Here is a 12709-nt window from a genome sequence, read left to right as displayed (position 1 = left end):
TGAGGTGCTGAGGTGCTGAGGTGCTGAGGTGCTGAGGTGCTGAGGTGCTGAGGTGCTGAGGTGCTGAGGTGCTGAGGTGCTGAGGTGCTGAGGCTACAACACTCACCAAAAAGGTCAAGACAAAAATTGCACCCTTAAACCCCTTTTTGTAAAAAAACCTCCATGAAAAATAACAAAGCCCACACTTTTAAAATAAAAGAAAGGCCTTCCATAAAACAATGGATAAAATGTTTAGTCCTTAACAAGAAAAACCAACGCCGGCAGAATTATTCCGAATAGATAAGGACATCTGTAGTGAAAACGTAAAACAAAAGAGAATTCACAAAGGATACTCCTTATGCGTAAATAAACCTCTGCTAAAGTTTCTTTAATAGATTGGCTTTGTTATCAATTTTTTTGCTAGCTTTCTATTTTACCTTTTTGACATCAGAACACAACCGTTTTGAATAAGAGCGCATGTGGATAATAAAGCCTTATCCAAAAATGCTGATTTATTGATTAAGAGCAATTCTTTTGAAAGCCGTTATGCTCTCTCTAAAAGAACAGCCGGCATAACAAGCAAAGTAAAAGCACCCATTCTTTTCATAAGATAAGCAATAAACGCAGCAACCTATCATCATAAGCAGTGCAGCGGACAATCCCATAAGCGCCTCATGCCAAACACTCCGCACAGTATTTGTCATGTCTTGACTCTGTGCGAAATGCATAAATTTTTATCCTACAACTTCCCACAAGACCGATTTTGCTACCATTCGATTACGATTTTAGAGAAGCCTTGTCACGCCCTAACGCAACAATTCTTTATGCCGTGTCGTTATAACGCCTAAGTTTTGACTTTGACCTAGAAAGGTGTTGATTCGAGTTAACAGGAAAAAATCGAATTTTAAAGATTTTGGGAGCAAGCCATTAGCCTGTGAAAGCCCAATGACGCCAAAATGTTGCAATCTCAACGGATATCATTAGAAACTTATCCTTAACAATAACACCTTCGCCAATCTTTGGCTCGTGTCATATTTCTCGCTTGCTAACCTTTCTACCACGGTAAATACAACGTTCTCACCACGCCATCCTGTCTTTTAAATCCTAATTTAAAAGCACACGAGCACAAAGGATTTTCACCAAAAAACCAAGTGGAAAAGCCTGAAAAGAATTTCTCAAAGATTTTTTTGTAAAGAGCTCTTCTCTCCAAGGGATTTGTCTAAAGAACTTGAAAGTACAAGAAAAAATATTCACGACAGAGCTTGCTCATAGAGCCTCTGACGTGAATCCCATTAAGGATGCAGCAATAGAAGCTACCAAGAACAGTTGTTTTTTACAAACCAACGCGGGTAGGAATCTTCATCCGTTAGGACGGGAAGGAGATCAAAAGGCAAGCTTGCCAACACGCCACCCTATCTCTCAAATCTTAACTTAAAAGCACACGAGCACAAAGGATTTTCACCAAAAAATCTAAGTGCAAAAACCTGAAAAGAATTCCTGAAAGGATTTTTTCTAAAGAACTCTTCCCCCAAGGGATTTTTCTAAAAGAAATGCTATCGATAGAAATCCTCTCAAGAAAACCTTGCCCACGGAAAACCGTAATAAAAATGTTATAAAACTGATCACATATGCAAATAAACTGCTTATCAAACTCCCCTCCTTTTCAGCTCTATGCCACACTTCTCAAGCACATTGCCGATCTGCTGTTTTTATGGAACAGCTGCTTTTATTGTACATTGAGTAATGGCGACCATGCTGGATCAGAAGCATCATTGGGTGTAGGCAACTGGCGTTCATTGCGTCCAGTAATATCAATTGTGTAGATTTTGGGTCCCATACCCGGATTTTTGCGAAAGAACATTAACACGCGACCATTAGGAGCCCAAGTTGGTCCTTCATTGTGAAAACCAGTGGTTAAAATTCGTTCACCTTGCCCATCAGGGTGCATCACGCCAATGGAAAATTGTCCATCCAATTGTTTAGTAAAAGCGATATAATCACCACGTGGAGACCAAATGGGTGTAGAATAACTGCCCTCATTTGAAGAAATACGCTGGAGATTGCTCCCATCTGCATCCATCGTGTAGATTTGCGGCTTTCCACTACGATCAGATGAAAAGACGATTTTTGTCCCATCTGGCGAATAAGAAGCAGACGTATCAATGGCAGAGGTTGTGGTAAGACGCGTCATCATGCGTGTGCGTAAATCCATGGTGTAAAGATTTGCACTCCCATCATTTTGCAACAAACTCATGATCACTTTTTGCCCATCAGAAGAAAAACGCGGGGCAATTGTCATATTGTTAAAGGTACCTATCAACTCCCTTTGTCCCATTTCAATTTGTTGCAGATAAACATGGGGCACTTGATGTTGTTCATAAGCCATATAGGTAATTTCTTGCCGCTTGGGTGAGAAACGCGGTGTCAGTACCAATTCACTCCCATCAGAAATGTAGATCAAATTAGCCCCATCTTGATCCATAATTGCCAAGCGTTTGATCCGTGCATTTTGGGGACCTGTTTCATCGATAAAAACAATCTTTGTATCAAAATAACCACTTTCTCCGGTCATCTCACTATAGATCTCATCTGCAATCATGTGCGCAACACGCCGCCAACGTTCTGTGGCTGTATAAAAGCGCCGTCCTTTAAGCTGTCGCTGTCCAAACACATCCCATAAGCGAAAATCAACCCTCAAGCGTCCGTCGTTTTCTCTGATCACTTGCCCAGTAACCAAACCTTGCGCTTTTATTTCTTGCCAATGAGGAAAATGGGGTTGACGGTTAGGATTAGAGATTTTTTCCAAAAAGGAGTCCTTATTAAGCGGTAAAAAAAGTCCAGACCGTTCAAGATCTGCTGTAACGACCGCTGTAATCTTGTGTCCAATAGAATCATTGGAAAAAAAATCCGTAACAGCAATGGGAATGGGATTAAAATCAGCCGTTGAAATAGTGCCTTTCAGTTGAGCGTGAACAGGAACAGATGAAAAACTTGTAAGCCACAAAACGCAAGTGACAATAAACCAAGAAAAAAATGTGCGTGTCGTCATAATCATCATGGATGTGTATCCTTTTACTGAAGAGCGAAAAATACAGTATATAAAGCAAAAAATATATTATATATCATCGGATTATCTCTTGAAGGGGATCAACATTAAAATCAAAACCCTGTCCCCACAAATCATATTGATCGCGTGGCAGATCTGTATAAGGTTGGCATGAAAAAACAGCTGCATAGACCTGTCTTATCATAATAGCTTGTTGACTCTGTTCCCCACTTAAAGGATCAATGATAGGATCTCCGATCACCATTCCTTCACGATTTAAGTAAAATCGCAAACGAACGACCGGACGATTTTTTAAATCTCCACCAAGAGCAACAAGTTTAAGCTTTTTTTGAATACACCCACCAACTATACTGACCAATGTTTGCGCCATTTTTGTAGTATCATTGATATTTTTTCTTGCCCCTAAAGCCTCTGGTTCGCTGGAGCGCTTTGCTCCCCCTCCTTGGCTACGTGCTCGATTGAGAAGATTATTTTCTTCCATTGCCAAAATATCTTCAATGGTTTTTTCTTTCATATGTTGATTGTGCTTTTTCACTGCTTGTGCATTTTGCACAGCAGATTCTTTGACGGGTTTTGGTTTAAACTGCGGGAAAGGGGACTTTTCTGGCAGCGCAATTTTGGGAACATGTTGAGATCTTGTCGCTTCCTGCTCTACAGGGACTTTTTGCACCGTTTGAGCTAAATCTTGTGGCAACATCTCATCTTTATTTTTATGCATTTTGGGGGCTGTCTCAGGCACAACCTTCTCAGCAACCGCTGGACGCACATCTTCAGAAGGCTCTGGTACAACTTTCTCAGCAACCGCTGGGCGCACATCTTCAGAAGATTCTGATACAACTTTCTCAGCAACCGCTGGGCGCACATCTTCAGAAGGTTCTGATACAACTTTCTCAGCAACCGCTGGGCGCACATCTTCAGAAGATTCTGATACAACTTTCTCAGCAACCGCTGGGCGCACATCTTCAGAAGGTTCTGATACAACTTTCTCAGCAACCGCTGGGCGCACATCTTCAGAAGGTGCTGGTACAACTTTCTCAGCAACCGCTGGGCGCACATCTTCAGAAGGTTCTGATACAACTTTCTCAGCAACCGCTGGGTGCACATCTTCAGAAGGTGCTGGCACAACTTTCTCAGCAACCGCTGGGTGCACATCTTCAGAAGGTGCTGGCACAACTTTCTCAGCAACCGCTGGACGCACATCTTCAGAAGGCTCTGATACAACTTTCTCAGCAACCTCTGGGTGCACATCTTCAGAAGGTGCTGGCACAACTTTCTCAGCAACTTCTAAAGGTTTTTCTGGAACTTCTTCTGCTTTTGTTTCTGGTAAAGACTTTTCTGGCACCTTCTCTTCTCCGGATGGTGAAGGTGTTGTCTCAACGGAGCGTGGTTTTTCTTTTGGTTTAAAAGGGGCCGAACTATCTATCTGTCCCTCTCCAAAATGATGAGCATCTTCTTTTTCTTGTGGTTTGGTGGTAGGCTTTACGGCGGGAATTGCACGCACAGGAGCATTCAAAGCCCCCTGCTGAGAGTCCAATTCTTCGTTCACAGGAACAAGTGTGAGAGGGATTGCTTCTAATTGCTGTGGTAAAGAGACGGGATTGATAAAATGAATCACCCCGCCAGTGAGAAAAACCACATGAACAGCAAGAGATAAAGCCAAGCCTCGTTTCATGCTATGATAAGAGTCTTTTTTCATCTCCATGCCTTGCGTTTTTTTACTTTTAATCACTGTTTGTTGTTTTTACAGACAACAAGCGACAGTTGCTAAGAAATTTTATTGTGCGAGACTTGCTAAAGCAACCTGTGAAAAACCTGCTTTTTGCAGTTCAGCGAGCAATTGTAACACCTTTTGATATTCAAGAGTTTTAGCAGCACGTACAAAAATCCGTTGTTTTTTTTGTTCAAAATCCGTTTTAAATGTCATTTTAAGCTGTGCAATCAAAGCTTCAAATGTTTCGTAATAATCTTGATTGAGAGCGAGGCGCCCTTGCCCATCGAGTGAAACTGTCACTGGCGTGCTCTCCATGCGCACGGGTCCTGCTTGACTGCGCGGCAAATCAAGCGGAACACCATTCACCAAAAGTGGAGCGGAAACCATAAAAATGATCAACAGCACCAGCATGACATCAACAAAAGGTGTTATGTTAATCTCACTCATCATTTTGCTCTGTGAACGACGCCGTCTGCGTTTGTTTTTATGAGCAGAAGAAGCAACAGAAATCCCCATAGACAAGCTCCTCTTATAATGATGAATGCGATGTGAGCGTCTCATCAATACGCCGTGAGACAATTGTCGAAAATTCATCGGCGAAGTTTTCTATCTGTGCAATGATCTGTGCACTTTCATTAACCAGTTTGTTATAAGCAATAACGGCTGGAATTGCAGCAAACAAACCAATGGCAGTTGCTAAAAGGGCCTCTGCAATACCTGGTGCAACAATGGCCAATGAGGTATTTTGAGAGGCTGAGATAGAAAGAAACGAGCCCATAATCCCAACAACCGTTCCAAAAAGGCCGATAAAAGGACCAGCCGAACCAAGTGTAGCAAGAAAGCCTAATTTTGCTTCTATTTTTGCGCTTTCACGCCCTAAAGTAAGATCCATAGCCTTATCAATCCTGCTCTGCAGACTTATTGATGTATGGATTCCCTTTTCAAGGGATTTTTTCCACTCCACCATTGCGGCCATAAAAACCGCTGAGATGCTACTGGTGCGCTGACTTTTACAGGTTGCATAAAGGTCTTCAAGCGGTTTTCCTGACCAAAAGATACGTTCAAATTGTTTTATGTCACGCCATATTCTGCGATAGGTCAAAATTTTATCAAAAATAATTGCCCAACTCCATATGGAAGCTAGCAGCAATCCAATCATCACAGCTTTGACAGTAAAACCCGCTTGCAGAAACAAGTGCACTATGCCAATTGTTTCCAGATTTGTTAGTTCTAAGTGCGGCATAATTTTTGTCCCTCTAAATGAACCCTTTCATTTCTTAAAATTCAATAAAACAGATTGTTTTATAGTTTCTAAATTTAACAAAACAAACTGCACTTTCTTTTTAGAGAGAACCCATATCATACCGCTTTTTGCCCAAAGGTCACTTTTAAACTGCAATTAAACTGCAATTGTTGAAAAAAGTTCCTTCGGTAAACGCCGTGGTTTTCCCTCTTCATTAATGAGAGCAATTTCAACCTTTGCTGCGACCAACATACTCTCATCACGCAAAATATATTGCTCCATAAAAAAGCGTGCCCCCTGAATACGGCTAATGCGTGTTTTAATGGTTAAAAGATTGTCGATTTGTGCTGATCTAGAAAAATTGATTTCCATATGACGTACGACAAAAAAGAGTTTTTCACCCTCAAAACCTGATGCGAACAGCTTATTATTAAACCCTGTCCCCCGTAAAAATTCTGACCGTCCCCGTTCAAAAAATTCTAGATAACGCGCATGGTATACTACGCCAGAAAAATCTGTATCAGCAACATAAACCCGAACCTGCAAATCATGAAAAGCATTTGTATGGTTACTCCTAGTTTTTTTTTCCAGCATCGGCTTCATCCTATAAAGTCGTCTATCATAATGAATTATTGAGCGTCTTGAGCAATTGAACATGCTTTTGTGTTAAAACCGTGGAAACTGGATGGAGCACAAAGCCTCAAATGGCTCCAATCTTTTTGGTGCAAAATTTGCCCGCAGACAAGGAGCTTATAATCCACAATATCCTCTCATGCAAAACATATGCATGACAACTCTTGAAAAAGGAAATTTCAATCATCAACATCATCCGATAAAATTGTTTGGCGCGCTGCATCCTCTGGCATATCGAACAGCTGAGGATGCTTTTGTGTTGAAACCGTGGAAGCTGGGGCACAAAGCCTCAAATGGCTCCAAGCTTTTTGATGCAGAATTCTCCCGCGGGCAGTTCGCTGAATAAAACCTTGTTGGAGAAGATAGGGTTCAATAATATCTTCAATAGCATCCCGCGGTTCTGAAAGAGCAGCAGCAATGGTTTCAATCCCCACTGGACCACCTAAAAAAGTTTGTGCAATCAGCAACAAATAACGACGGTCAAGTGGATCGAGCCCGAGATGATCAACTTCCAGACGAGACAGTGCTTCATCAGCAATTTTTCGGTCAATTTTTTTTGCCCTTTTGACGAGAGCAAAATCACAGACCCGCCGTAAAAGTCGTCCAGCAATCCGTGGAGTACCGCGTGCTCGGCGTGCAATTTCATGAGCTCCATCCTCACTGATCTGTACCGAAAAAAGCCGAGCATTCCGCTGAACGATATACTCCAATTCCTCTATAGTATAAAAATTCAATCGAATGGGGATACCAAAACGATCTCGCAAAGGCGTGGTTAAAAGTCCCAAACGCGTGGTTGCCGCCACCAAAGTGAATTTAGCAAGATCAATTTTCACCGAACGTGCAGCTGGTCCCTCACCAATAATAAGATCAAGCTGATAATCTTCCATGGCTGGATAAAGAATTTCTTCAATAGCGGGACTTAAACGATGAATTTCATCAATAAATAAAACATCGCGCTCTTCTAGATTGGTTAAGAGAGCTGCCAAATCTCCCGCCTTAGCGATAACAGGACCCGAGGTAGAGCGAAAATTAACTCCTAATTCTTTGGCCATAATTTGTGAAAGCGTTGTTTTGCCCAAACCGGGTGGTCCTACAAACAAAACATGGTCGAGTGCTTGTTGACGCGCTTTTGCCGCTTCAATAAATATTTTTAAATTGGCACGTGCCGCCTCTTGACCAATAAAATCATCGAGCACTTGTGGTCTTAAGGAGCGATCTGGATCATTGGGAAGTGGGACAGCATCCAAAAGGCGTTGATCTTCATCTTTATGCATTGTTACCTTGCGTTAAATAGGAGGAGAAAGCAATTTAAGACTATGGCGAATAAGCAGTGCAGAGGAAAGCGTCTCCCCTTCAAGATTGTTCACCGCTACAGCAAGAGCCCTGGCTGCTTGATCACGTTCAAAACCAAGTTTGATCAAAGCGGAAAGTGCATCATTTGTCGGTTGATTGGTCACCTCCAAATGAGGCAGTGGAGTGCTAGGAATCACCTTTTCACTAAAAGGGAGAGCTTTGCTCTTCAGTTCGCTCACAATTCTTTCACTCACTTTTTTACCAACGCCTGGAGCACGACTAATCATTGCAATATCGTTTAAGGCAATCGCCTGTGCGAGTTCATCTGGCGATAAAGTTCCCAAAATTGCCAAAGCGACTTTTGCTCCTACACCGGGCACATTTTGCAACAGACAAAACCATTCTTGTTCCGCTTTCGCAACAAAACCAAAAAGGCGGATAGCGTCTTCACGAACATGGGTTTCAATAAACAAACTTAAACTCTCACCCAAAGCAGGTAAAGAAGGACGGAGACGATTTGAAATAAAAACCACATAGCCCACCCCCTGAACATTCACAATGATATGATCATCAAAGATATGTTCAAGGATACCTTTTAATTTGCCAATCATGCCATAATCCTTGCACGATGAGCAGCACTGATGCGATGACTACTATGGCAAAGGGCCAGGGCAAGCGCATCGGCAGCATCACTGCTATCGAATTCAGCATGCGGGAGAAGAACTTTCACCATCATGTGAATTTGTTCCTTATCACCATGACCAACGCCAATAACTGATTTTTTCACTTTGTTCGGCGCATATTCAAAAACAGGCAGATTTGCCTGCGCTGGAGCAAGAAGTGCAATGGCGCGTGCTTGACCAAGTTTTAAAGTTGCCGTAGCATCCTTGTTGACAAATACATGTTCCACAGCGGCTTCATGAGGCATAAATCGATGCAAAACATCTACCAGCCCTTTGTAAAGCTGAGAGAGTCTAGAAGCGACGTCGCAGCGCGCATCAGAAGAAAGCGTACCTGCTGCAACAAATTGAAGACGATTGCCAGAAAAATCGATAACCCCCCATCCTGTTCGCCGTAACCCGGGATCAATGCCTATAATACGAATCGTCTCTGCCATAGAGCGAAGTTTATACACTTTTTGCGTATTTGAACAGATGCACGAAAGCAAAGAACACGAAAGAAGGATAGAATCCGATTTGTCTGCCCACGCGATTGTCGTCCTTCGAGACACTGTCGTCTTCGACAACAAGGGAAGAGACGCCTTCCCTATAGGTGCGCAAATCTTGCATGCACGCTTCTGAACAAAAAAGAAGAACCCATTCGCTCAATGCCAACCGCCCTTCCCTTCAAAAGCCTCCCTTCAAAAAGCGCCAGCCCCTTTAATAACAAACGCCCCGCCCTAAAATAAAGCTCTACGCTTTTCACGCGTTTGAGTAAAATGGCGAGGCAAAAAAAATTAACAAAGTAAAGTATAAAACAATGGAACAGAGAAAATAGAGGAATTGTACCGAAATCAACTCTCATAGAGACAGCATCCCAAACGGAATGGAGAAAAAAACAACAGCTATAAAATTTCTAAGAGCGCCGAAAAGCTGTTTTAAGTAATTCGATTTGTTTACCCACCAGATTATCGTCCTCCAAAACAGCTTTATCTTCGCAAACATAAATTATCTTCGCAAACATAAAGAAGACACATCTCTCAGAACACAAATATTGCACATGCACCTATCAATAAAATAAGGGGTGCCATTCTCTTAACACGAATCGCCCTTCCCTTTCAAAAACCCCTTTCAAAAAGCGCCAGCCCCTTTAACAACAAACGCCCCGCCCTAAAATAAAGCTCTACGCTTTTCACGCGTTTGAGTAAAATGGCGAGGCAAAAAAAATTAACAAAGTAAAGTATAAAACAATGGAACAGAGAAAATAGAGGAATTGTACCGAAATCAACTCTCATAGAGACAGCATCCCAAACGGAATGGAGAAAAAAACAACAGCTACAAAATTTCTAAGAGCGCCGAAAAGCTGTTTTAAGCAATTCAATTTGTTTACCCACCGGATTGTCGTCCTCCAAAACAGAGGAATCAACGCCTTCCCTGCCGTTACGTAAATATTGCATGCGCGCTTCTAAACGAAGAGAACGAGCGACAAAGTCGCGGAAGACTTCTGGAAATTCTTGCCAATGAACGCTTTCTAGTCTCAGCGTTGGTGTATGAAGCGAGACTTTGGCAAGTTCTTTTTGTATTTGTTCTGGTGACATTTCCCCCTCACGCTCTGCACGAAGAAGCAGAAGTTGAGAAGCGATTTGCATAAGCCTCGTACTTAAATACATCGCCTCTTTAGCATAAAGAGCAGAAACTTCTGCAGAGAGAGAACGTGTTGCTAATTTGCCTTCCGTATCAATATAAGTTGCCGTTTCTTCAATCAACGCCATTGTTTCTTCGTAAAGGCGGTTAAAAGCATTGTCAAAAGCATTATGCTCAACCATGATAATGGGTTCATCATAGGGACGTTTATAGGCACTCACACTTTTATACTCCAAATATCAGCACAAAAATTACAACACTCAAACGAAATGAAAGTTAAAAAGTTTCTTTTCCTGCTGAACAGAATGCTTTTTTTAATGAGTACCTCTTTTTAAACTTTTGCGCAATGTGCTTCTTATACTAAGGTTAACGTGTCATCGAGCGTCATGACAAACGGAGAGGTTTTCTTGCGGAAAACCGATGAATTGATAGGCGTTTTTCACAAAAGTAGGCGACCGAAAATTGCAGAGCAATACCACTGATAATCAAGAGGCTATCGGAAAAAAAGGTTGTTGTCATCACTGTTTTTAAAATCTGCCCTACCATAGCAAAAACAGTCCCCGTTACAAAGACTGGAAGACTGTGTTTTCCTAAAATTGCTAAGGGATGCTTTTCTGAAACCTGAAACCAGGCATTCAAACGCGGCAAACAGAGGATAAAGAATGCTAACGCAATGATATGGAGTAGACGGGGCAAACTTAAAAATGTTTTATTAAAATTAAGCAAGGGGGAGGACCAGCCAAGCCACCCCAAAACGCCCCACCAATCTAAACGGACCCAGAGCAATGAAAGCAAAAGGTACGCGGCGGCAAAAACGACAAAAAAAGTCTGAAAGACAATATTTTTTCCTTGTTGAAGAAATAAACTGCTCGTTAATCCTATAATAAACAGGAATTGCCAAGACAAAGGATTCAAAAACCACTTTCCTTCTAATGGATAAGAAGGAGGAGCAATTTCATAAAATCCGCTGAAGATGTAGAGCATGAACGAGCCCAACAGCAACAGTCCTTTTTGTTTACAACTCAAATACAGCGCAAAAGGTGCAAAAAGCATGAGTACAATATAAAGGGGCAGAATATTATTATACCCCAATTGATGTCCAAAGCTTAAGGCGCTAAAAAAAGCGAGGAAGGGTTGTGTCAAAAATAAACCCACATTATTCATTGATAACAGTTGCTCTGTTTTCCATAAATAAAAGGCTGCTAAAAAAAGGCTTAACGTTACAAAGGTTGTAAAGAGATATGCGGCATAGAGTTGCAAAGCTCTGCGCCAAAGTTTACGCATAATGAAGGTAAAAGACTTCTGCTGTAAGCGTGTATGAAAACTGAGTCCAAGAGCAACCCCCGAAAGCAAAACAAACACTTCTGCTGAATCAGAAAAACCGAAGTTTCTATGTGTTATGTATTCATAGAGAGTTCCAGGAATATGATTGATGAAAATTGTCAACAAAGCTAAAGAACGAAAAACATCGATGCGTGTATCACGACGAAAAGGATGTATATTATGCTTTAAAACAGTTTGGCATGCCATAACGGTCCCCCAAAAGTTACAAAACCATTCCTCTCTCAGAGCAGAATGCAAAGTTAACTCATTCAGTGTCAAGTTTCTTTTTCAGAGTAAAGGATTTTATATGACAAAACAAAAGAGTAAACCCGTTGAACAGGCTCCTTTTCCGCAATTGGTTTTAACATTAGATGTTCAGCGTACTTTAAAGCCCACTCTTTTACGCCAAATTTTACAAACGAAGTCCTTTGCGTGCATTATTCTCTATGATTCTCAAGGGGTGCAAGATGATGCGTTTTTTTTACAAAAACAAGCACAACTCTATGCGCAAGATATTCAAAGTAACGGTGCTGCTCTTCTCATTTCTGGTGACAGTCGCATTGCTGGACGCATAAAAGCTGATGGTGTACATATAGAAGGTGATCTTAAAGCTCTTGAACTTCTTAATAATCAGAAAAAATCAGAAAAGATCATAGGCTTTGGCAATATTCGCAATCGCCATTGTGCGATGGTTTCTGGAGAAGCAGGTGTTGACTATCTATTTTTTGGCAAATTAGGTGCTGATAAAAAACCGCATGCGCACCCTCGCAATTTGCAACTTGCAGGGTGGTGGGCAGAAATTATGGAAATTCCTGCCATTATTCAAGCAGGAAGCGATTTTGCAACCTTTGGCGAAGTGCTAAAGACCGCCTGTGAATTTATAGCTGTAGAAGAAGTCATTTTGGGGAGCGATAATCCTTTGAGCCTGCTTAAAATGATGCAAGAAAAATGTGAAAACGCCCCCTTGTAACATAGGAAGAGAATTCATAAATACAGTGTCAAATCTCAATACATTGGTAAGCCTCGTGTTTCATATAGAGCGCATAACGATATATAAAGTGGATAAAAATTTGTTTCTTTTATTCATAATTCAATCAGATTGCCATCTCACTCAATAAAACTGCTTAATAATTTCAATCAAATGAGATGAAAAAGCT

12 protein-coding genes are annotated in these 12709 nt (G+C 41.5%); 1 reads left to right on the top strand and 11 read right to left on the bottom strand.

The features are described from left to right. Window positions 1-231: 231 nt before the first annotated feature. The 11 genes from BN200_RS10075 to BN200_RS03865 all read right to left on the bottom strand — a co-directional run bounded on the left by BN200_RS10075 (window position 232) and on the right by BN200_RS03865 (window position 11759). Window positions 232-372: a DUF7146 domain-containing protein gene (locus tag BN200_RS10075; RefSeq protein ID WP_425277064.1), complete on the bottom strand. Its 141-nt coding sequence runs from the start codon at window positions 370-372 to the stop codon at window positions 232-234. 1333 nt (window positions 373-1705) lie between these two features. Further along, window positions 1706-3034, bottom strand: a complete 1329-nt coding sequence (gene tolB, locus BN200_RS03910; protein WP_195886762.1) for a Tol-Pal system beta propeller repeat protein TolB — start codon at window positions 3032-3034, stop codon at window positions 1706-1708. Window positions 3035-3101: 67 nt separating this feature from the next. Further along, complete coding sequence (locus tag BN200_RS03905; protein WP_034988929.1) at window positions 3102-4742, bottom strand: hypothetical protein; 1641 nt, start codon at window positions 4740-4742, stop codon at window positions 3102-3104. A 78-nt stretch (window positions 4743-4820) separates the two neighbouring features. Beyond that, complete coding sequence (gene tolR, locus BN200_RS03900) at window positions 4821-5273, bottom strand: protein TolR (protein ID WP_019221163.1); 453 nt, start codon at window positions 5271-5273, stop codon at window positions 4821-4823. Window positions 5274-5286: 13 nt separating this feature from the next. Beyond that, complete coding sequence (gene tolQ, locus BN200_RS03895; protein WP_019221162.1) at window positions 5287-6000, bottom strand: protein TolQ; 714 nt, start codon at window positions 5998-6000, stop codon at window positions 5287-5289. A gap of 156 nt (window positions 6001-6156) precedes the next feature. Next, a complete protein-coding gene (ybgC, locus tag BN200_RS03890) occupies window positions 6157-6594 on the bottom strand; it encodes a tol-pal system-associated acyl-CoA thioesterase (RefSeq protein WP_019221160.1) in 438 nt (145 codons plus the stop codon). Window positions 6595-6812: 218 nt separating this feature from the next. Beyond that, on the bottom strand, window positions 6813-7907 hold the full coding sequence (ruvB, locus tag BN200_RS03885; RefSeq protein WP_019221159.1) for a Holliday junction branch migration DNA helicase RuvB: 1095 nt from the start codon (window positions 7905-7907) through the stop codon (window positions 6813-6815). A gap of 12 nt (window positions 7908-7919) precedes the next feature. After that, window positions 7920-8537 (bottom strand): Holliday junction branch migration protein RuvA, encoded by a 618-nt coding sequence (gene ruvA, locus BN200_RS03880; RefSeq protein ID WP_019221158.1) that lies wholly within the window; start codon window positions 8535-8537, stop codon window positions 7920-7922. Beyond that, complete coding sequence (ruvC, locus tag BN200_RS03875; protein ID WP_019221157.1) at window positions 8534-9043, bottom strand: crossover junction endodeoxyribonuclease RuvC; 510 nt, start codon at window positions 9041-9043, stop codon at window positions 8534-8536. The genes ruvA and ruvC overlap by 4 nt, the downstream gene beginning before the upstream one ends. Before the next feature lie 888 nt (window positions 9044-9931). Beyond that, the gene (locus BN200_RS03870) at window positions 9932-10450 is read right to left on the bottom strand and encodes a DUF1465 family protein (RefSeq protein ID WP_019221155.1); all 519 of its coding nucleotides are present in this window, start codon (window positions 10448-10450) and stop codon (window positions 9932-9934) included. Between the two features lie 163 nt (window positions 10451-10613). Beyond that, a complete protein-coding gene (locus BN200_RS03865) occupies window positions 10614-11759 on the bottom strand; it encodes an OpgC family protein (RefSeq protein ID WP_019221154.1) in 1146 nt (381 codons plus the stop codon). A 100-nt stretch (window positions 11760-11859) separates the two neighbouring features. On the opposite strand from BN200_RS03865, the gene BN200_RS03860 reads away from it, so the two are divergent. Further along, on the top strand, window positions 11860-12522 hold the full coding sequence (locus BN200_RS03860; RefSeq protein WP_019221153.1) for a thiamine phosphate synthase: 663 nt from the start codon (window positions 11860-11862) through the stop codon (window positions 12520-12522). The last annotated feature ends 187 nt before the right edge of the window (window positions 12523-12709 follow it).

The sequence above is a fragment of the Bartonella senegalensis OS02 genome (genome assembly GCF_000312545.1).
Lineage (GTDB): Bacteria > Pseudomonadota > Alphaproteobacteria > Rhizobiales > Rhizobiaceae > Bartonella > Bartonella senegalensis.
This window is presented reverse-complemented; position numbering and strand designations above follow the sequence as displayed.